General features: G+C 41.6%; 21 protein-coding genes and 2 pseudogenes. 16 read left to right on the top strand and 7 right to left on the bottom strand.

Annotation, left to right across the window (positions count from 1 at the left end; all coding sequences use genetic code 11):
• The first annotated feature begins 186 nt into the window (after positions 1-186).
• From map to dapD, 5 genes and pseudogenes are all read left to right on the top strand, one after another.
• Complete coding sequence (gene map, locus EYR97_RS03495) at positions 187-981, top strand: type I methionyl aminopeptidase (protein ID WP_131092447.1); 795 nt, start codon at positions 187-189, stop codon at positions 979-981.
• 237 nt (positions 982-1,218) lie between these two features.
• The gene (locus EYR97_RS03490; protein ID WP_131092446.1) at positions 1,219-1,548 is read left to right on the top strand and encodes a PadR family transcriptional regulator; all 330 of its coding nucleotides are present in this window, start codon (positions 1,219-1,221) and stop codon (positions 1,546-1,548) included.
• Positions 1,545-2,207 carry a hypothetical protein gene (locus tag EYR97_RS03485; RefSeq protein WP_131092445.1) on the top strand — a complete coding sequence of 221 codons (663 nt, stop codon included), beginning with the start codon at positions 1,545-1,547 and terminating at the stop codon, positions 2,205-2,207. The genes EYR97_RS03490 and EYR97_RS03485 overlap by 4 nt, the downstream gene beginning before the upstream one ends.
• A gap of 234 nt (positions 2,208-2,441) precedes the next feature.
• A complete protein-coding gene (gene glnD, locus EYR97_RS03480; protein WP_131092444.1) occupies positions 2,442-5,093 on the top strand; it encodes a [protein-PII] uridylyltransferase in 2,652 nt (883 codons plus the stop codon).
• A pseudogene (dapD, locus tag EYR97_RS03475) lies at positions 5,090-5,915 on the top strand (2,3,4,5-tetrahydropyridine-2,6-dicarboxylate N-succinyltransferase). Before glnD ends, dapD begins: the two are co-directional and overlap by 4 nt.
• Positions 5,916-6,148: 233 nt before the next feature.
• On the opposite strand, the gene EYR97_RS03470 reads toward dapD, so the two are convergent.
• From EYR97_RS03470 to EYR97_RS03460, 3 genes are all read right to left on the bottom strand, one after another.
• On the bottom strand, positions 6,149-6,598 hold the full coding sequence (locus tag EYR97_RS03470; protein WP_131092443.1) for a flavodoxin domain-containing protein: 450 nt from the start codon (positions 6,596-6,598) through the stop codon (positions 6,149-6,151).
• Between the two features lie 138 nt (positions 6,599-6,736).
• The gene (locus tag EYR97_RS03465; RefSeq protein ID WP_242634884.1) at positions 6,737-7,489 is read right to left on the bottom strand and encodes a pseudouridine synthase; all 753 of its coding nucleotides are present in this window, start codon (positions 7,487-7,489) and stop codon (positions 6,737-6,739) included.
• Between the two features lie 8 nt (positions 7,490-7,497).
• Entirely contained in the window at positions 7,498-7,842 is a 345-nt protein-coding gene (locus EYR97_RS03460; protein WP_131092441.1) for a YqcC family protein, read from the bottom strand.
• 142 nt (positions 7,843-7,984) lie between these two features.
• Between EYR97_RS03460 and EYR97_RS03455 the strand changes: the two genes are divergently transcribed.
• The 3 genes from EYR97_RS03455 to EYR97_RS03450 are packed head-to-tail and all read left to right on the top strand — an operon-like array spanning position 7,985 to position 9,341.
• On the top strand, positions 7,985-8,761 hold the full coding sequence (locus tag EYR97_RS03455; protein ID WP_242634883.1) for a DUF3549 family protein: 777 nt from the start codon (positions 7,985-7,987) through the stop codon (positions 8,759-8,761).
• Positions 8,751-9,035 carry a DUF3549 family protein gene (locus EYR97_RS22150; protein ID WP_242634882.1) on the top strand — a complete coding sequence of 95 codons (285 nt, stop codon included), beginning with the start codon at positions 8,751-8,753 and terminating at the stop codon, positions 9,033-9,035. Before EYR97_RS03455 ends, EYR97_RS22150 begins: the two co-directional genes overlap by 11 nt.
• Before the next feature lie 3 nt (positions 9,036-9,038).
• Positions 9,039-9,341 (top strand): DUF3301 domain-containing protein, encoded by a 303-nt coding sequence (locus EYR97_RS03450; RefSeq protein WP_131092440.1) that lies wholly within the window; start codon positions 9,039-9,041, stop codon positions 9,339-9,341.
• 895 nt (positions 9,342-10,236) lie between these two features.
• Here the strand turns inward: EYR97_RS03450 and EYR97_RS03445 are convergent.
• The 3 genes from EYR97_RS03445 to EYR97_RS03435 form a co-directional block, all read right to left on the bottom strand.
• Positions 10,237-10,752, bottom strand: a complete 516-nt coding sequence (locus tag EYR97_RS03445; RefSeq protein WP_131092439.1) for a hypothetical protein — start codon at positions 10,750-10,752, stop codon at positions 10,237-10,239.
• 166 nt (positions 10,753-10,918) lie between these two features.
• The gene (locus tag EYR97_RS03440) at positions 10,919-11,569 is read right to left on the bottom strand and encodes a GNAT family N-acetyltransferase (RefSeq protein ID WP_131092438.1); all 651 of its coding nucleotides are present in this window, start codon (positions 11,567-11,569) and stop codon (positions 10,919-10,921) included.
• Between the two features lie 205 nt (positions 11,570-11,774).
• Positions 11,775-12,140, bottom strand: coding sequence for a DUF3192 domain-containing protein (locus tag EYR97_RS03435; protein WP_131092437.1), 366 nt, complete (start codon positions 12,138-12,140; stop codon positions 11,775-11,777).
• Positions 12,141-12,400: 260 nt separating this feature from the next.
• On the opposite strand from EYR97_RS03435, the gene EYR97_RS03430 reads away from it, so the two are divergent.
• Positions 12,401-12,691 (top strand): hypothetical protein, encoded by a 291-nt coding sequence (locus EYR97_RS03430; RefSeq protein ID WP_131092436.1) that lies wholly within the window; start codon positions 12,401-12,403, stop codon positions 12,689-12,691.
• 21 nt (positions 12,692-12,712) lie between these two features.
• Here EYR97_RS03430 and syd read toward each other — a convergent pair whose 3' ends face one another.
• Positions 12,713-13,258: a SecY-interacting protein gene (gene syd, locus EYR97_RS03425; RefSeq protein ID WP_131092435.1), complete on the bottom strand. Its 546-nt coding sequence runs from the start codon at positions 13,256-13,258 to the stop codon at positions 12,713-12,715.
• Positions 13,259-13,354: 96 nt separating this feature from the next.
• Between syd and queF the strand changes: the two genes are divergently transcribed.
• The 7 genes and pseudogenes from queF to EYR97_RS03390 all read left to right on the top strand — a co-directional run bounded on the left by queF (position 13,355) and on the right by EYR97_RS03390 (position 21,294).
• The gene (gene queF / locus EYR97_RS03420) at positions 13,355-14,239 is read left to right on the top strand and encodes an NADPH-dependent 7-cyano-7-deazaguanine reductase QueF (protein ID WP_131092434.1); all 885 of its coding nucleotides are present in this window, start codon (positions 13,355-13,357) and stop codon (positions 14,237-14,239) included.
• 67 nt (positions 14,240-14,306) lie between these two features.
• Positions 14,307-15,850, top strand: a pseudogene (locus EYR97_RS22645) (GGDEF domain-containing protein).
• 15 nt (positions 15,851-15,865) lie between these two features.
• Positions 15,866-17,230, top strand: a complete 1,365-nt coding sequence (ppnN, locus tag EYR97_RS03410) for a nucleotide 5'-monophosphate nucleosidase PpnN (RefSeq protein ID WP_131092433.1) — start codon at positions 15,866-15,868, stop codon at positions 17,228-17,230.
• A 205-nt stretch (positions 17,231-17,435) separates the two neighbouring features.
• Positions 17,436-17,810, top strand: a complete 375-nt coding sequence (locus EYR97_RS03405; protein ID WP_131092432.1) for a DUF3192 domain-containing protein — start codon at positions 17,436-17,438, stop codon at positions 17,808-17,810.
• On the top strand, positions 17,810-19,426 hold the full coding sequence (locus tag EYR97_RS03400) for a histidine kinase (RefSeq protein WP_131092431.1): 1,617 nt from the start codon (positions 17,810-17,812) through the stop codon (positions 19,424-19,426). Before EYR97_RS03405 ends, EYR97_RS03400 begins: the two co-directional genes overlap by 1 nt.
• 329 nt (positions 19,427-19,755) lie before the next feature.
• Entirely contained in the window at positions 19,756-20,763 is a 1,008-nt protein-coding gene (locus EYR97_RS03395) for an isocitrate dehydrogenase (RefSeq protein WP_131092430.1), read from the top strand.
• Positions 20,764-20,979: 216 nt separating this feature from the next.
• Positions 20,980-21,294, top strand: a complete 315-nt coding sequence (locus EYR97_RS03390; RefSeq protein ID WP_131092429.1) for a helix-hairpin-helix domain-containing protein — start codon at positions 20,980-20,982, stop codon at positions 21,292-21,294.
• The last annotated feature ends 34 nt before the right edge of the window (positions 21,295-21,328 follow it).

The raw sequence follows: 21,328 nt of genomic DNA, 5'->3' as shown, positions 1-21,328 counted from the left end.
GCGAAGAATGCTGACTTTGGCACTAAGAGAATTATAGATTATGGCCTCACTCACTCCCCCCGACAAAATTAATGAAACCGCATTTAAAACTCAGCAAGTTACTCAGAACGGGCAGTTTAATGTTATACTTTGACTCACGTTGCAAATTACTATGAATTTTTAGCTTTTAACGATTTGAGAGGCGCTGTGACAGCAATAATCAAAACCCCAGAAGAAATCGAAAAAATGCGTGTGGCAGGTAAGTTGGCCGCCGAAGTTTTACAAATGATTACGCCTTTTGTGAAAAAGGGTGTGACAACAGATGAACTTAACACCTTGTGTCACGACTATATTGTCAATGAACAAAAGGCCATCCCTGCTCCACTCAATTATGGACACCCGCCTTTTCCAAAATCAATATGCACATCGGTGAATCACTGTATCTGCCATGGCATTCCTTCTGACAAGAAATTAAAAGACGGTGATATTGTCAACATTGACGTAACAGTAATTAAAGATGGTTACCACGGCGACACATCAAAAATGTTTGTTGTGGGCAAACCATCCATTCTTGCTGAACGACTTATTCGCGTAACTCAAGAATGTTTGTACAAAGCAATAGAGCAAGTTAAACCAGGTATGCGCTTAGGTGACATTGGTCACATTTGCCAAACACACGCTGAAGCTCATAACTATTCTATCGTTCGCGAGTACTGCGGTCATGGAATAGGTTCGAGCTTCCACGAAGAACCGCAAATTGTGCATTACGGAAGACCAGGAACCGGCGAAGAACTTGTTCCAGGAATGTGTTTCACCATTGAACCTATGGTGAATGCCGGAAAGCGCTATTCAAAGGTACTTCCAGACCAATGGACTGTTGTTACCAAAGATAGAAGCCTTAGCGCACAATGGGAGCACACCTTGTTAGTAACAGAAAATGGTGTAGAAGTGCTTACATTGCGTGAAGATGAAACATTGCCAAGAGTTATTTCGCATAATTAACTACACTTCGCATCTAGCCCATCCATTAGCGTAAAGCGCATGTTAAACAGTAGCAAAGGTTTACTTTGCTACTGTTTTTATTTGTATCAGTGCAGTATTTACTTCATTTATTCCTCATTTGTTTTGACCTATTTGCTTCGACTCCACCTTTTTCTTCCAATATACCCTACAAAGTAAAATATATTGACTTCTTACCACTATCCTCTACATTGTAGTAATAATATATGGAGAATTTTGATGAGTAAGGATAAGTTTTTAGGTGAGTTTGAACAGTTTTTACTGCTCGCCATTCTAAAACTGGGAGATTCAGCTTATGGCAGTAGCATTCGTCAACTACTTGCTGAAACCATTGAACGGGATGTCACCATTGGCGCTTTGTATACCACATTAGAGCGCTTAGAAAGCAAAGGGCTCGTTGAAAGTAAAATGGGTGAAGCAACACCTGAGCGTGGAGGGCGCGCCAAAAAGTACTTCAAGGTTACGGCACACGGTCAAATGGCGCTAAAGCGCTCCAAAGATGCACTAGCAAATATGTGGCAAGACCTAGCATTACTGGAGAGCATATGAACCCTATCACTATACAACCTCCTGTTTGGTCTGGGCGATTCCTTCAGTGGGTGCTGCCAAGCAAGTTAAAAGAGCCCATATTGGGTGATCTAGAAGAAGAGTTTTTAAGCCGAGCGCAAATTAACCCCAACGCAGCTAAACGATGGTACCAGCAACAAGCGCTGCGCTCAGCCTTTCAGTTTCTATGGAAAACAAAACGAGGATTAATGATGTTTATATTTAGTTTGGTTGTATTTGGCGGTTTAACCATTATGGCTTTGGTATGGGGAGGTGGCATCGATATGTTTATCGATATTCCCTCTGCCATGCTCGTGTTCATTCCCTCTACTGTATTTGCTTTAGCGGCTACATCTTCAAAAACGCTCTCTCAAGGAATAAGCGCGTTACTCAATGACGAGAGTCAGTTTGATAAGCAAACCCTCACAAACGCCCAACTGTTTTTTAAAGTATTGGGGCAAACGGCCATTTTAACGGGTATTTTCTCTAGCCTTATTGGTGCCATCGCAATAGGAAGTCACTTCCAGGCGGATGACTTTAGTACCTCTTTCGGGCCAGTATTCGCTGTATGTATCCTAACCCTAACCTACGGCTTCGGCGTAAAAACCATCTGTTATGTTGCAGAACAAAAGCTGCAGTTTAAGATTAACCAGCTGGTATAGTGACCGTTAATCCAAGCCCAAAACATCATTAATGAATTAGACCTAAAGCCTCGTAGAAGCCATGCCATTGCATGGCTTGTCACTGAAACGGGAAATCAACTACACCGCTATAACAAAATCCCATAATTATTCACAATTTAACCTAAATTATGCAACCACTGACTACTGCGAATTCATTGCAATTCGTGATATTGTTCGTAGCGCTTGAAAAGAACTCTACCTCAAAGGTGTATTTTGACGCTGCAATCACTGATCAAAAATATTGACTCCATTAGTACTGTTGACGACATCCAAGCTATTAAATCTTGCGTGGAGAAAAGCTACGAATGGATATCAAATTCATTCGACGCTACACCTGTAAATCAGCTCGTGACCGGTCGCGCGCAGTTTGTTGATGCTCTACTGTGCCATTTGTGGCAATTGTACGGCCTTGATACTGTAAATGAGCTTTCTCTTTGTGCCGTTGGTGGATATGGCAGAGGACATTTGCAGCCCTACTCAGATATTGATTTGCTGATAGTAAGCAAAAAGAAACTATCAACCAATGCTCAAGAAAAAGTTGGTCAATTCATTACACTGCTTTGGGATATTAAGTTAGATGTAGGCCAATCAGTTCGCACCATTAAAGAAACGGTGAAACTGGCTAAAGACGATATTTCAATCGCCACTAACTTAGTTGAAAGCCGCCTTTTATGCGGTAGCGAACCCACATTCGAAAAGCTTTGGGAAGAAGTGAATGGTCGCAACTCTTGGAGTAGCAAAGCTTTCTTCTCGGCGAAATACGAAGAGCAGAAAAAGCGCCATGCCAAATTCAATGGTACCGCCTACAACCTAGAACCAAACATAAAAGAAAACCCAGGCTGCCTTCGTGACATTCAGTCAATTGGCTGGGTTGCCAAAAAGCATTTTAAAGAATACGACGGCTGGAACCTCGTAGGGCATGGCTATTTTACTGAGCAAGAACACAGTGAGCTTATCGCCTGTCGTATGCACCTGTGGAAAATGCGTTGCGCATTGCATTTAACCGCCGGTCGAAGTGAGAACCGCCTGTTATTTGATTATCAGCCTGATGTTGCAAAAATGATGGGTTATGGAGAAGAAGGGAAAAGCTCAGTCGAGAAAATGATGAGAGACTTTTTCCGTACTGTGGCTCGCGTATCAGAGCTCAATCAGATGTTGTTGCAACGATTCAAGTACGACATGCTAAATCAGAGTGTACAAAGCAAAATCATTATTGATGAAAATTTTGAATTGCTCGACAGAATGATTTCCCCGCGGCATGAAAACGTATTTTCATCACCTGAAGCGATTCTCGACTTTCTGAATGTTGTGGCTAACACGCCTGAAGTTCGCGGGTTAAGCAGCATTTGTATTCGTCAGTTGCGCAATGCACATCGCGCATTCGAAAGTAATTACTTTGTTGAGCGAGCTGCGTGTCGTGAAAAATTCATGGTGTTGATGAAACAACCCGAGTTTTTTAATTTTGCGTGGGACATCATGCATCAGCACGGTATTTTGCAAGCCTATTTGCCTGAGTGGGATGCCATTGTTGGTATGATGCAATTTGATTTATTTCATGCTTACACCGTTGATGAACACACCCACCGCTTGGTTAAACACGTCAATTATTTCTTCTCGAAAGACAATAAAGACTTTCCGCGTTGTGGGCGCATATGCCGAAATTTAGACAAACCTGAAGTACTTTATATCGCCGCCATATTTCACGATATTGCCAAAGGTAGAAATGGGGATCATTCCACATTAGGCGCAAAAGATGTAGCCGTATTCTGCGAGAAACACAATGTACCCGGTGATGACGCTGAAATGATTGCGTGGCTCGTCGAAAACCACTTATTGATGAGTGTTGTCGCCCAACGTCGAGATATTTACGACCCAGATGTTATCAGTGAGTTTGCGAGTGCGGTACGCAGTCACAGCCACTTGAATTTGTTGTACACGCTGACACTTGCAGATATTCGAGCAACCAATGACAATTTGTGGAATGACTGGAAAGCGTCGTTGCTTCGCGAGTTGTACCTAATGACACAAAAAGCATTAGATAATGGGCTACAGTGCCAAGTTACTCTCAATGAGCGCGTGACTACTCATAAACACCAAGCAAGACAAATTCTGCAAGAGCGAGCTATCGATCCATTAGCTATCGACGCGCTTTGGGCGAGGTTAGACGACGATTACTTTGTACGTTTTAAACCTACACAAATTGCATGGCATACTGACGAAATTTTAAAAGCCCAGAACGATTGGCTAACTCCAGAGCATCAAGGCTTATTAGTAAAAGCGAACGACAACAGTGCGAAAGGCGGCACTGAGTTATTGATTTACGGCAAAGACCGAAAGGCATTATTTGCACAAGTTGCCTCGGTGTTAGATAGCCGCAATTGCTCAATTCACGATGCACACGTTACTGTAACCAGAGATGGCTACGTCTTTGACAGTATGCTAATTCTTGAGAATGACGGTGGCCGTTTATCATCAGATTCCCGTATTACATCAATTGAAAATGCCATTTCAGCGCAACTAGAGAAGCCCGGTCGCTCACACGAGAATAAGCGAAAATTACCTCGTCAAATGAAGCAGTTAGATGTACCTACTAAAGTACGCTTTTTCAGTATCAACGATGAAGCCACGCTCGTAGAGTTAGAAGCACTGGACGCCCCCGGTATTTTGGCTAAAATTGGGCACGCTTTTGTGGATACGAACACAACACTAAAACTTGCGAAAATTGCCACAATTGGTGAGCGCGCCGAAGACATATTCATCGTCAGCAATGAGGCTGGCAAAGCATTAACCCAAGAACAACAGGTAAGCCTTAAAAAGCGTATTCTGTTCAAACTCGATCAACTTGAAGATATCACAATACCATGAATGAATTGAAAGCCATTATTGAAGACGCCTTCGAAAATCGCGACAGCATTAGCCCTACATCAGCACCTGAAGATGTAAAAAAAGCGGTTGCAGAAGCCATCGATTTACTAAATAGCGGTAAAGCACGTGTTGCCGAAAAAACTTGCTGGCGAATGGGTAGTTCACCAGTGGCTAAAGAAAGCCGTTTTATTGTTCTTTCGCCTCCATAACAATGAAGTTATTGACGGTGCTGAAAGTAAATACTTCGACAAAGTACCACTTAAATATACAAACTATACCGCTGAACAATTTGCTGCTGAAGGTGCACGAATTGTTCCACCTGCGGCTGTACGCACAGGTACTTTTGTAGGCAAAAATGCGGTGGTCATGCCATCGTATGTGAATATTGGTGCATACGTTGACGAAGGCACTATGGTTGATACGTGGGCGACTGTAGGCTCATGTGCACAAATTGGTAAAAACGTACATTTGTCTGGTGGTGTAGGTATCGGTGGGGTACTAGAGCCACTTCAAGCCAACCCAACTATCATTGAAGACAACTGCTTCATTGGCGCACGTTCTGAAATTGTTGAAGGTGTAATTGTTGAAGAAGGTGCGGTGATTTCAATGGGCGTTTACATTGGTCAAAGCACACGTATTTATGACCGCGAAACCGGTGAAATACACTATGGTCGCGTACCAGCAGGCTCTGTTGTTGTATCTGGTAACTTACCTAGTGCAGATGGCAAATACAGCCTTTATGCCGCTATTATTGTTAAGAAAGTAGACGCAAAAACACGCGCTAAAGTAGGTATCAATGCACTACTACGTGGTGCAGAATAACTAAGGGCGTATTTGTCGGGATGTATCACACATCCGTGAGACAACGATAACGCTACATGAAAAAGCGCATTGTTTTCACAATGCGCTTTTTTGCGTTTTAAGCCATTTCTCTTTTATATTGGGTACTTTTATATTGGGCCCTTTTATATTGGGCCCTTTTATATTGGGCATTTTTTGTAAAGGCCTCTGTATAAAAATGGCGATTTATTTATTAAACTATGGCCAAATAAAGGCTAGCCCACCAGCTTATCTTTAATGGTGTTCACCCATTCAAGTACGTCTTTTTCTGGCTCAAGCGTTTCCATAGCATCAATTTCCAACATATCTGCAACCGCATCTGCTTGCAATTCTGTTAATAACGCCTGAAATTGCTTTCCTGCACCGCAAAAGCTGTCGCCATAGCTACTGTCACCTAATGCAGCAACCGCAAATGGCTTACCTGTCAACATAGGGCTTTCATCTTTAAGGTCAGAGAAAACAAATTCTAAGTTAGGAGGAACATCACCTTGTCCTGTGGTGGATGTAATAATAAGTAAAGCGTCAGCATCACTGAAATCAGCAACTGATGGATCACTTTCAAGAGAGCAATCTATGCCTTGTCCCGCTAAACTTTCTTCAACTTGTTCTGCAACATGTTGAGCGTTGCCATACACTGTTCCGGCAATTATTGTTAATGAACCCATTTAACCCTCTTATTTTTTTAATGATATTCTGTCTTTGTTTGCCACTAACAATTGGCTTCCCCAATGGTATACATGGCCTATTCGATTGTCGTGCAGATTATTACGGTAAATTTTTACTGTAAATCACCACAACCTCATTTAATTTTTTATTTGAAACGGTGAAAGCTGTTCGACAAAGCGACGCATTTCGACGTGTACATCACTACTCACATTTACCCACTGCCCTGAAACAGGGTGTACAAAACCCATTTGGGTACAACTTAAGGCCAAATTAGCAAAAGTAAAGTGCGACTTAGCGAATTTATTTTGCTTACCATCGCCATGAGTGGTATCACCAATAATTGGGTGACGAATATGTACCATATGCCTTCTCAATTGATGCTTTCTTCCCGTACTGGGCAATAGCTTCATCAGAGAATAGCGAGCACTTTGATACTTCCCAACTGGCTCGGGCACTTCATATTGCGCAACCGTTTGGTACATGGTCGTGGCTTGTTGAGGTGCTTGCTGAGGTCGTTTGTGCTTATCTGCAATTTTGTCGTAGCGATATTTCAGCGCATAATCCACCATACCAGTGTGATGGACAAATCCTCTCACCACCGCGTGGTAAACCTTGGCAACTTGCTTATCCATCATCTGTTGACCAATCTGAGCTGCTATTTGTGAATTAAAACTAAATAGCAAAACACCCGATGTTGGCCTATCTAAGCGATGTGCGGGATAAACATGGGCACCTAATTGGTCTCTTAAGGTTTGTACTGCAAACACAGTTTCATGCTTATCAATGGGACTTCGGTGAACCAGCATACCCGGTGGCTTATCAATAGCCACAATGTAATCATCTTGATACAAAACTTTAAGCTCTGGCGGGCTTTCACATTTATCTTTCATATTAAGCATCAGTAGCGAGGCCCAATGTAACTGGCCTTCGTTGGCGCGTTAACAATGTTATCAATGTCACGGAGCAGTGAAATTATCTCATCAGAAGACACCGTAAGATAAACCTCTGCAGCGGGCGCTATTTGCATATTGGGTATAGGCTGACCAGCATTTATCACTGCCCGCATTTTGGGAATAAAGATATAGGCAAGCCAACACTCAAATGACATCGTGTCCACAGCAAAAGGTAGTGTACTTTGCATTGCACTACTAGATGGCCTCAAAGCAGGCCACAATGAAAAGTGACGCATTGCTTCTTCTAGTGTATTTAGTGCCTTTTTAATTGCACTATATTGCTGCTCCACTAAAAACCTCGATTGATAACACGCTCAAAAATGGCGCACAGTATATCAGGCAATGCAGCGTGAGATAAGCCGACTGAACATATCAGTTGCAACCGATTATGTGTTAAACTTTCGACCCATTGCAGTATCTTCGGAATGAATAATGAGCGCCAACAGTATCAATTCTATTAGTGAATTTTTATTACATGCCGGCACTGAATGCCATGTGTTCGATATGGGGAGACGACTGATTGCTATCGACAATCAAACTTTCTTAGACATTGAAAACGGACGCGCCTATGCGCCTAACCCACGACAGCAACACGCGTGGTTTGGCATTGTATTTTGGAATAAGCAGTCATCAAGTCAACACTATATCTGGTTTGTAAAACTACCCTTAGATGAGCAAGGTTTAGTGGTTACTGCTACCCGTAATCATTTTCTGGAAATTATTGTTGATGCCTTGGGTCAGTCGATTGCTCAAGATACGGAAAAAGCCCAAACATTGCCCGACAATCCGTACTCATTCGTCCCTAACCAATCACTGTTAGCACAGTTCAATGCCTTGGTTAAACATCAACTTAACCAGCCGCTCAGCGAAGGCATTGACAAAGTGGAAGCCTATGTTCAGGCGCCTCAGTTGGTTGATTGGCAAAGTATTTCAATGCAGTGTGTGGCTGATTTTGCGCACGGTTTTCACAAACACCCGAAGCGTGAAGCTTTGGAAAAAGCGCTTGAGACTAATATAACGCTATATTCCGATGTGTTCCTTAATACATTCATGGAAATGTGTGAAAACATTGAGCTAAGCACATCAGTAAAAAGTATTTTTATGGGCTTATTGGATAAGGGTAATAGCATTAACCTTGCTGCTTTACGTGCACTTTCTTGTGAAAAGACTGATGAAAAAACTACAAGGCAAATTATCAATGTTGCTTAAGAGCGAAATATCACTGCGTATCGATGTTTTGAGTGTCATTGCTGCTCGCCACTATGAACAATTCAACGATGAATTGCTCTGTACTTTTCTTGAACAAGCCTCTCAGTTAGACGACAAGGAAAACCATCAGGGTGCATTATTCTCTGGCTTTTATGCCGATTTAGTGCAAATTCCCAAGCTGCGTAGACAAGTACTCACATTGCTGCATTCGCCAGAACGGTCCCATGTACTTGCAAGTGCTTTTAAGCAACTATTTTCTCAAACGAGGGGATAACTTATGACATTGCTTGAACTGGTAGTGTGGCTTGCCATTGGTTTTACAGGATATCAATTTTGGCGTATCCGAGGCATTTCAGAGCACACTAACCACTATTTAAAACAGTATTGTGATACTCACCAACTCCAATTGCTAAGCATTGCGCGTTCGCAAACCCGTTTTTCATTCAAATACGGCAAGCCTGATTGGCACAGCAAATTTAACTTTGAATTTTCAAGTAATGGCGAGGACAGGTACAGTGGTGAAGTAGAGTTGGTGGGGTTACGCGTGATAAGAACGGAAGTTCCGCCACACCGTGTTTAGATCATAAAAAAAGGGAAGCTTCATAGCTTCCCTTTTTCCATCGAATTTTGAGCATCCCTCTCTGCGTTCCGTTGCGACTAAAATCATCCAGACTAAAATCCGTATACGCCCCTTTCCTTCTATTCTCGCGCCTTCCTGTGCGAGCTACCCATTCCTTGCGTAGATCCCTTTTCCCTTTCTCCATCTTTACTGTATTTTCCTAACACAGTGTTGCTCATCCTAAGCCTATCCTTATCGGCTCCGCCGACTTTCCCTTCCTTTCATCCTAGACACTGCACATCCTGCTACAGCCTTACCTAAATATTCCTTGGCGTGTCCAATATTTCTTCCTAGCGTCCTTCCGTGTACATTCATCCTTAAATTGGGCTTCCTGCGACATCCTGTTGTGATTCCCTACCACGCAGACAGTCCTTTACATCCTTTCAAAAATTCCTTACTCCCTGTTATACAGCTTCCCGCTGATGTCCTTTCCTTTTACTTACAGCCTTGTAAGATTCTCATCCTTAAGTTGTCCTAGGTTATCCTATTAATCATCCTGACTCGTCGTGTTTCCCTGTGACATGTTCATAGTATCCCTTCTAAATATTACCGCCATATGGATTTAAGGCATTTTGTGAAGTTTATTTTTACTACTTTTGTCTAAAAACAGAAAAAGATATAAAAATCATATACTTTAGACTTTAGTCTAAATTTAGATAACAAAATTAAGTAACATTGCCTACATCATTTGTAGGAAATGTCTTACAAATAAAATCGTCAATTGGGAGGAGTGAGCCCAAAGCGCATGAGATACCGCGCTGAGAAGGGTTATTTAATCAAAAAAAAGCTGTTGTAGATTACACCACACTGAAGCAAATATATAACTTAGCTATCCAATAGTAGAGCCAGTTTATCTTTATTCCACTTCGTGGTACCAATGATCTTGAATGAAGACAATTTTGTTATCTTGAAATTTGAAGATAGCCAAACGTGCAGGTGTTGAAACAAGTTCATTGGATTCGTCATCATTGTAACGGCTAATAAACTTCACCGCTGCCGTTTGGTAGCCGTGGATAATTGATTCAATCGAGGTGACGGCTTCCTCGGTATTGTTATACCGACCATTTTCAATCTGCCTTAAAAAAGCCTTGCGCCAGATATCCTTGTTAAATTCAGCTTGGTATTCGGTATGCAAGTACAGAACATCATCATGCAATACATTGAGAAAGTCATCAACATGCTCTAGCGATGAATCATGCATTGTTGCTCGATTTATCTTTGCATAATATTGTTCAATAAGACTTCGTTGGCATTGGTTATTACAATACGCTTTACTCGAAATACTTTCCGAGAAACTATCTTCAGCACAAACATTTCCTGCAAAGCCACCAGCGGATAATATTAAGGCTACACTAACAATCCAACCTTTCATAAGTACTCCTTAAAAATTGAGAGACTAGTAGCATTAATGCATATCTATCTAGACTAAAGCGATGAAACGTAAATTATACGAGGCGATCCCTCATACCACTGAAATCGCCATAATAGAATTGAAAAAAGGAATAGGTTTAACATTGAGACATGAACGTTAAAAGCAGTCACTCTTTTTGACGAAACATCACATCGCCGTTCACGTGAGAGAGGCTTAACTGCCCTACCACTTTGTAGTTGTCGTCATTAAAAAACGTTCGGTGTTTTGGTACAGTTACAAATACAGCAACGCCCTCACTTTTAGCGTCTTCGTCAACAATACTGTCTATTGCACCTAATAGTATGTGACCTAGGCCGTGCTCTTGATAATCTGGGTGCACTGCTATAAAACTCAGCATATGAAAATTATCAGCGGGCACCAACGATCTCACCTTCTCTTCCTTTTCGAGCATTTGCTTTGTACCAAAAAGTCCAGCTGTTAGTAGCATTCTAAGGCGCCAGTGCCAATAACGTCCAGCACCAAAGGCGGCATCTGGGGCGGTTAGACAAGCCAACCCAATCAGACGTGATTCATCGAACAAACCAACCATAGGTTGCTCTGCCACCCAAAACGCATTGAGCTCTTCTCGAATTGCAGAACGCAATCGACTCTCAAACCCCTCTTTTTCAGCCTGAAAGATATCGACAAATAATGGGTCATCGACATACGCGTTATAAAGAATGGAAGCAGCAATTTTGAGATCATCTACCGTGAGGTAAATTGCTTTTACTTTCTCTTGAATAGGCGTTAACGCTTCGTCTAGAACTTCAGTTGTCATGAGGGGTTCCTCGTAAACATTGTGACTAAAGTTTAGCCTACTCGAAAAAAAGCCAACTGTTAACCTTTTATTAACATTTGAATAGTATTAATAGTCGTTTGTATGAAGTATGCAGACCTTTGCGGTACATATATGCAAAGGTCTGTGTTTTAAAAAGATTTAAACGCCGCCTTTATGTGGCGGGTACATGGCAGTGTTTGTAAGTTTAGTGCATTAAACCGTATGCACTGTCTCCCCACCCAACCAAACTACCATTTCTAAATACCAACGGCGTACATTCATCTTTTGTAGTTATGCCATCGCCTTTGGTTTTTTGAGTACGATAAAAGAGAACGCGATAGGTTCCGTCCTGCTTTTCAAATAGTTCGTTGAAATCAGCAACACCCATTTTACTCAACACACTTTCATACGCAGTGCCCTTTTCAAGTTTGGCAATGTGTTGACGGTTATTAAACTCTCTGTCTTCCCAATCTGCACCATAGTGACTATCTGAGCCGCCGCCGACAGATACCACACATCCAGAAAGTAAAACCGAAGAAGCGAGCGCAGCTGATAAAAGAAGCGTTTTCATGTGTATTCCTATTGTTTCCATTTTTATAGTTCATGACGCCTACTTTAACCCTAACTGAACACGGAAATAAGCGTCACCATCATACTTTCCGTTAATCAAGATCAGCGCCAACTTTTAAGCTATTGATTTAAAATAAATTTCACAATCAACTTCATATAGAAATACACTTATTTTGGTGAAATCGACAACTTTTTAGTGAAATTAGCCCTTATACACTATTACAATCGTGACTATTAAGACCGCAATTTTTATAAACATTAATGAACAATGATAATTTGAACCGCCTAATATTGCTTTGCCAGCAAATGTACCAAGAAGGCAAAAGCCCTTCTGTCGGCATGCTGCGCTCAAAAGCACCTTTTAAAGTTTCCGTCACCGAAGCCATTGAGGCAATCAAGCGTTTTAATGCCAATCAGCCAAGTACAGCAAAACCTACTGCGCCATCAACAAACAGCGCGCCAGCAGAGAACCTCGAATCTCGTGTAACAAACCTTGAAAAAGAAGTTGCTGAACTTAAATTAGCGCTACACAAATTACTTCAGACAATGTAGTTCACTGTTGCGGAATTACTCTTATTGAGTGCAAGGTGATAGTTGTTCAAGAAAGTCGGCTAAACTTGGCGCTAATATTTGCGTTGGCTCTTTACCTACTTGTTCTAAGGCAACTTCTCCTGTTTCATTAATGATGGTTAAGATGAAATCGTCTTCATCTGTCAAACCAAAGAAAAGTGTCGCGCTCTGGTGTAAGCGTTGCTTCATCAACAAGTGCCCAATTAAATTTTGTTGCAATCGTTCAAAATCATCAACATTCCACACTTGTAAAAGCTCGCACTTACCTTGTGATGCTTTGGCCGTTAAGTTGTGGCTAAAGTAACGAGTAAAGAACGCGCAATATTGGGCATCTAACTTTATCGACATAGCATCTTCAACATTATCAAAAGACAAGGGTGATTCTTGTTTTACCGGCAACCACTTCACTAACTCTCCTGATTCACCTTGAGTTTGATAACAAACAGAAGGCCAAGATGGATCAAATGGAATATTGAGTGCATTACCATTAGCCTGCTCTACATAGGCTGCTACAAAATTGTCTAATTGTTGTGTAATTGTTAGCGTCATTATTACGTTACCTGCTTATTTTTGAGGTACACTATACCTATGAGTGGCTAAGTCAATAAGAGCTGCTTAAAACAAGCAGATGTAAAAAAGGTTCACATGTCGACAGACAATTTATTTGAAAAGATTTCCATAACAGCTCCAGATGATCTTTCACTTGGCAAGCAAGTGGAGTATGAATTTGAGTATAATCCCAAACTACTGCAAGGTGTTCCGCGCAGCCTTAGTCGTGACACTCTGAATCTCCCAAAGGATGAGCTGCCATTTACCGGTATCGATACGTGGACTGGCTATGAACTGTCTTGGTTAAATTTGAAAGGTAAGCCTCATGTGGCCATTTTGGAATGTAAGGTCCCTATTACGTCAATCAACTTGATTGAGTCAAAATCATTTAAGCTGTATCTAAACAGCTTCAATCAATCTAAGTTTGCATCACCTGACGAGGTAAAAGCGACATTAAAAAAGGATCTTTCTCAGTGCGCAGGTGAAGAGGTAGAGGTTCACCTCATATTACCAAACCAATTTGAATCACTGAAATTTGAAGAATTTCAGGGCACGCTGTTAGATGAACTCGATGTAACGATTGATACTTATTCGCCAGATACTCGTCTTTTGATTAATTCACCTGGTGAGGGAGAAAATACAAGTGAAGGCAGTGAAAAAATAACAGAAACGCTGGTATCCCACTTATTAAAATCAAATTGTTTAATAACAAGTCAGCCAGATTGGGCTAGTATTCAAATTAGATATGAAGGACATCCTATTAACCATGACGGCTTACTGAAGTATTTAATTAGTTTCAGACAGCACAATGAGTTTCACGAGCAATGTGTTGAACGTATATATTGCGATATTATGGCTCACTGCCAACCTGACAAGCTGACAGTTTGCGCTCGCTATACACGCAGAGGTGGATTGGATATCAACCCCTTCCGTTCAAATTTTGAAACTCCGTATGGAAACAATCGTCAAGCGCGCCAATAATTGACGAGGGATATTATCAGCACGGCAGTTAGCCGATGCTAACCTAGCTTTTATTAAGATGGATACCATGGAAGCAAAACAACTACAGGCATACAAACAAAACAATGCGCTTCTTTGCCAGTTTATCGTCAGACTGTCGGCATTTTACGAAGGACATTCAGATAAAATAGATAATGAATTAAAAACCTTACGCGGTTATTTGTCTGGCACACCTAACTTTAGCTTAGCAGCAGTGAGTATTGAAAAGCTAAATAAAGCGTTACAGCACGAGCAAGTTACTGTGCGAAAGTACGGTAGCGAGACCGTGTCTTCGCTAGAAGACGCAATGAAGCAGCTGCAAAAAATTGTGTTTGAAGATAATGAGCTAAAATCACTCACCACCAACGAACTCATCAAGCTAAATCAGCCAGTGACTGATGTTTTTGGTATATATAAGCACTATTCGAAAGCAATTTCTCTGTATCGCCTCGCCTTAAACAAAAAATAAAGGGTATAAAGCCTCTGGAAGAAGCAGCTGTTTCCTCAGATAGTAAAGTTGTTAAAACAGATGCAGGCGCAAATCCGCATTACCGCTCTATCTTATTAGAGTTAAATCAACTCATAACGTCATATGCGCAACGCAAGCCAAATGATGCACAATTAACCGACATCAAAGAGCGCCTAGAAAAAGGCATGGATGAAGACCAATTACTGAAAAGTTGCGTGGTTATCTTGCGAATGATCGTACAAGATGCCATGTCAGAGGCCAGCTTGACAGGTAAGGTAATTCAAAGCCTCTACAACTCATTGGGGCAAATCAACGATGATGTAGGAAGAAGTATTGATAGTAGCCAATTGCAGTTTGAGCAACGACAAGCCGGCAATGCACAGTTAAAATCACATATTTCGAGTATAGAAGAAGCGGTATCTGTCAGTGATTCTCTTGAGACACTCAAGGAGCAAACACAGTTTTGCGTAAAAAACCTCGTCTCAACACTGAGTGAGCAACAAACCAGTGATCAACAGGGACAAGAAGCGTTAATGTCACTGTTATCTTCAATGCAAGAACAGATAGATACGTTGCAAAAACAGGCTGTCGCTTATAAGAAAAAGCTTGCCGAGCAAGTTCTGCAAAGTCGCACAGATCCATTGACTCGACTGCCGAATAGACAAGCCTACAATGAAAAGCTGGAAGAAGCTTATTTAAAATTCAAATCAACAGGCTCAGCGCTTGCCGTAGCTGTTGTTGATATTGACCACTTTAAGGCCATTAATGACCGTTTCGGCCATGCCGTAGGCGATAAGACATTACAAGTCGTCAGCCGCTTTCTTAAACAAAACCTTGGCAAAAATCACTTTATTGCACGTTGGGGTGGCGAAGAATTTGTGTTGCTCATTCCTAATACAGCCATTGAGGACGTAGATAAACACCTCAATGATTTACGCAATAAACTCGCACTGATGCCATTTAAGTTTAAGCAAGAAAAAGTCACCATAACTGCCTCGTTTGGCGCTACTTATTTCACTGATACTGATACAACGGATTCGGTCTTCGAACGCGCTGACCAATTCCTATATAAGGCAAAAAACGAGGGCAGAAATAAAGTAGTCACAGACGTATCTTGTGACTAATAGGACACCAGACGTATGAAAAAAGTGCAACTTAATCCTGTAGGCTGGATGAGCCAACTCTCTCAAGCGGAAGTAGCAAACCTACAAGACACAACGAACAGTGAGTTATTCACCATGTTTAAAAACTGCAGCTTAGCAGTATTAAACAGTGGCGTTGATGAAGATAACTACGAAGCACTTTTTGCACCTTATGGCAGTTTTGAAATAAAGTTAGTACGACGAGAGCGCGGTGTAAAAATTGAACTCGTAAACCCACCAGAAGTAGCCTTTGTTGATGGGAAGTTAGTCCGAGGCGTCCACGAACATCTTTTTGCTGTACTTCGCGACTTACTCTTCATGGGCAACAAATATGCATTTTTGCATCAAGACACCCCCATCGAAGGCGCAGAAGTCACTGATATGGTGTTTGACATGCTACGACATGCCAAAGCACTGGAAGGAAACGACGGTGTAAATACCATTGTTTGTTGGGGTGGCCACTCTATCAACCAAAATGAATACAAATATACCAAGGAAGTGGGCTATCAACTTGGTTTGCGTGATATGAACATATGCACTGGCTGTGGCCCAGGTGCAATGAAAGGGCCAATGAAAGGCGCCACGATTGGACATGCCAAACAACGGCATAAATCTGGCCGCTATATTGGTATTTCTGAGCCTAGTATTATTGCCGCTGAACCCCCAAACGCGATTGTTAATGAACTTATTATCATGCCTGACATTGAAAAGCGCCTTGAGGCATTTGTTCGCTTAGGCCATGGTATTGTTGTATTTCCTGGTGGTGTTGGTACAGCCGAAGAATTGTTGTATTTACTAGGCATATTAATGAATGAGCGCAATGCTCAACAACCTTTTCCTGTGATATTGACTGGTCCAGCTGGCAGTGAAGCTTACTTTGAAGCAATAAACGCCTTTGTCGCTGCAACCTTAGGCTCTGAAGCTCAAGATAAATATCAGATCATTGTGGACGATGCACAAGAAGTCGCACGAGTACTATGCAGTGGACTGGAAAAAGTTAGGAAATTTAGAGGTGCAATGGGCGATGCGTTTAGTTTCAATTGGTCACTAAAGATAGAGCAAGATTTCCAAGAGCCTTTTATTCCCACTCATCAAAGCATGCAGGCACTTGAATTACATCATAATCAAAATAAAAGTGATTTAGCAGCTAACTTACGCAAAGTATTTTCAGGTATCGTGGCTGGTAATGTAAAAGCTGAAGGAATAAAACAAATTAAAGAACATGGTCCTTTTGAAATTAAAGGTGACAAAGCACTTATGCAAAAAGTAGATACCCTATTGGAATCTTTTGTTGCGCAAGGGAGAATGAAGTTACCGGGTTCAAAATATGAGCCTTGCTACGTAGTCACAGATAGCGAGTAACGCTCACTACACAAAAGAATGACACTTGAAAATTGTAATAAATGTAAATATGACGCATTTGCTTACGTTTACTACTTATGTTTACTGCATGTTTTACGGTACACTGTACAGCACTAAATTTGATTAATGTCTGTGCTGTCTAATTCTATTTCACAGTGCACTAACACGCGCTTTGACGAGCGTTGCAACACGAGAAGTCACGGTCATGAATAGCAAAGTTATTCGTTTAATTTTAGCTGGCGTTGCGCTTTATGCGACGTTTGTTTTTATGGTTATCGCTTTTTATCCCGATAAGCCTGAAAATATGGACTGGAAGGATCGTGAAGAATATAACCGTGTGCAAATAACGAAGTTAAAGTTAGGCAGTACGCGTGAAGAAGTGTTGGCCCTTTTGGGTACACCAGATATTACGGAAGCCAAACAACAAGGTGCAACTGTCATTCAAGTTATGTTTTTTAGAACCCAGCATGTTCGTGCAGACGGCTTGACTACGCAGGATGAGTGCACCCCGCTTTTATTTGAAAACGACAAACTTATAGCCTGGGGAGAAGGCGCATATTCTAGTTATCAAAATAGCTGATGCTAGCTGCGGTTTCCGATATTCTTGCTGCGCTTAAACGGCTGGTTCATGTACCGAGCCATTCCGTGCCTGTCGATACATGTGTCAACATTTGGCTAAAGAGTGCCAAGCGTGTTCTAACGCTGGTTTCAAGTGATACCGCTATCGCTATTGCCACGTTAAACCTTAAAAACGAATTGCCAAGAGAAACCCAACAAGTATTGTTGCTGGCCCTTTTTGGAAAGCTGAATAAACTTAATGACCACTACCTTCAACATGTAATCGCCGCTTTATTGGCGACCCATTGGACTAAAAGCCGAAAAGAAAACAAGACTCAACTGCTAGCATTTTTGCGAAAGCGCCAATTAACCGTATGGCTTGAGATCTTGCGATTAGAAAAGTCTGTTTCTGCTGAACAGGTAAACTTAACTATCTTTAGCATATCGCGCTTATCGAGAAGCCAAAGACTGTGTCTACTTGCCCATGTATTTTCGTCAAACAAAGAAAAATCAAAAAATAGCGAATTGTTCGCACATATTGTGCGAAGTTTTTCGACTCATCACAGATCTTTACTCACTCCCCTAGCCACACTGTTTTCACAACCGATGCCGGGGGCGAAAGTGTTTGCAAAAGGCACTCCCGGCGCTCTCATCGATATACAACAAAATCACGGCTTTGTGTTTATGCTCTCTAATGACGACGCTGACGGACAGTGGATACCTATTTCAGCGATTGCGCAGCCAACAGCCTTGTACATGCCCTTCGAGCATTTTATCGCCATGTATTCCGACACAGCTGACAGCAGAGCTCATAAGGACGGTATACACTTTTTACCCCATACCTTCGCTATACAAACTCCACCGCGCAGTTTATTGACTATCATTGATGAGTTGCAAAAAAGGGATGTTGAGATCCCTTTACTATGTGAAAAGATTGAGAAAGTGCAGACGTTTAACCGATTTTTGATTCAAACAGCAAGTCAGGATAATCGTTTACAGCTGCCAGTAAAAAATATTACCCAAGCCGTTATGACTTATGGTATTGAACGGGTTGGCGATATGTTAATGCAATTTGCATTGATGGAGCGGTTAACCCAAAACCAGTTTCCATTAATGAGCATGTGTAAGCAGTTCACCTTAATAAGTTGCTCGGTGGCAAGCCTATTGGCAAGTATAAGCGACACCAAGTTTACTCCCCAATCCGCAGCCCTAACGATGACGTTTTTATGCTCGCCACTTTTTACCCTACCTGGGTTAAAAATAGCGACATCACTTCCCGTAAGTCATGACCAGGACTTTACAATAAACCATGCATTTAGACTAAGAAGCACTACTTCTTGGTTAGATATAGCCAGTGAACTGGCAGGCAAGTGGCATCAAAGTGCAACGTGGCGAGCAGTTATACATAATTGCAACAAGTCACCTGAGGAAGTACCGAGCTCTCTAAAAAAAGAACATGCAATTATGTTACTGGCTTTTTCCATTGCTAAGTGTATTTTATTTCGAGGCAACACATATGCGCTCAATCAAAACATCACATATAAGTCACTGCTAAATAACATAAAAATTCAAAACCAAACGCTAATGACAGCGCTTGAAAATCAGTCGAATTTGTATTTCTGCCCGCTACATTACTAAAATTAAAATGCCCAGAGAAAAAACCTGACACCATTTTGTTTATTGAGCACAAACACGTTGCGCTATTACATGGCAAAGTAATTTCCCGCAGCGCTAACCCTTTTAAATAGAGGCTTACCCCTATCATTTTCGTGAATTTAAGAAATCTAAGTGATCAGCTATTACTTACGTCCACTATCGTATAAAATACGTCGACTTTTGCGCTGCTTTACGCACATTCCCTACATTTTCCATTATAATAAAAGCAGGCATATGGCGCTTCGTCCGCCAAATTACAATTTAGTAAACCTAACGATTTCGACAACAGAATTATCAGAGGACCCCTCAACATGACTCAGCAACGTATTACAGTCATTCGCGGTGACGGCATTGGCCCGGACATTATCGATGCAACCACAAAAATTCTTGATAAGGTTGGCTGTGATTTTGCCTACGATTATGCCGATGCAGGTTTAGTCGCTTTAGAAGAGCACGGCGAGCTTCTACCTCAATCTACTCTTGACCTTATTGCTAAAAACAAAGTAGCACTAAAAGGCCCTCTGACCACGCCTGTTGGTGAAGGGTTTACTTCTATCAATGTAAGTCTTCGCAAGCAATTTAAATTGTACGCAAACCTTCGCCCTGTTATGTCTTTTAAAGGCACCAAAGCGCGTTATGAAGATATTGATATCATTACTGTGCGTGAAAATACCCAAGGTATGTACTCTGGTCTAGGACAAGTTGTATCTGAAGACGGTAATGAAGCGGAAGCGATGAGTAAGATCACTCGCGACGGCGCAGAAAAAATTGTTACTTTTGCTTATGAACTTGCCCGTCGTGAAGGCCGCAAAAAAGTTACTGCTGTTCACAAGGCTAACATCCTTAAGTCAACGTCAGGTCTTTTCCTTAAAGTAGCCCGTGAAGTAGGTGCGCGCTATCCTGATATTGAATCAACAGAAATGATTGTTGATAACTGCTGTATGCAATTGGTTATGAACCCTCACCAATTTGACGTGATCGTTACTACCAACCTATTTGGTGACATTCTATCAGACCTTTGTGCAGGTCTTGTTGGTGGTTTAGGTATGGCACCAGGTGCAAACATTGGTGAAGATTGTGCCATCTTTGAAGCAGTTCATGGCTCTGCGCCTGATATTGCTGGTAAAAACTTAGCAAACCCAACATCTGTTGTGCTTGCTGCGGCTCAAATGCTTGAATACCTAAATATGGGTGACAAGGCTGAGAAAATCCGTAATGCATTAAAAGATGTTATTGAGTCAGGCGATCGTACAACACGCGACCTTGGTGGTGAAGCCGGTACAACTGAGTTTACTGAAGCACTTTTAGAGCGCCTGTAAGCTTTTTAACGAATAGATTGTAAATAGCGAGCCTAGTTGCTCGCTATTTTTTTGCCCCGTTTTTCCTCTACAAAACTGTACTAAAACTGGTCTAGCCCATTTTTCATTTCCTCGTATCATTGAACACGGTACAAACAACGTACACCAGCCTACGCCTCAATACGCGCTTCAACATAAGCAGCTAAGATGCGTAATTCACCACGACAAGGAATGACAATGAAAAAATTACTACCAAGTTTACTAGTATTATCAGCACTTACTGTTCAAGCGCCTGCCATTTGGGCAGATGAAGTAACAAGCGGATCGCAATCTGTTTCAAGCAGCAGTGAGGTTGGGCAAAAAATAAACCTAAACACGGCATCAGTAGATGAATTAACTATGCTACCTGGTGTAGGAATAGCCAAAGCTAAAGCAATTATAAAGTATAGAGAAGAGGTAGGTGAGTTTCTAGAAGTTGCACAACTCACTCAAGTAAAAGGCATTGGCGATAAAATGCTAGCAAAAATAACACAACATGTTGAAGTACAATGATTTGAAGTACCTAACTTTAACGTACAGGTGCTTT

Source organism: Alteromonas sp. KUL42 (assembly GCF_006538325.1).
Lineage (GTDB): Bacteria > Pseudomonadota > Gammaproteobacteria > Enterobacterales > Alteromonadaceae > Alteromonas.
This window is presented reverse-complemented; position numbering and strand designations above follow the sequence as displayed.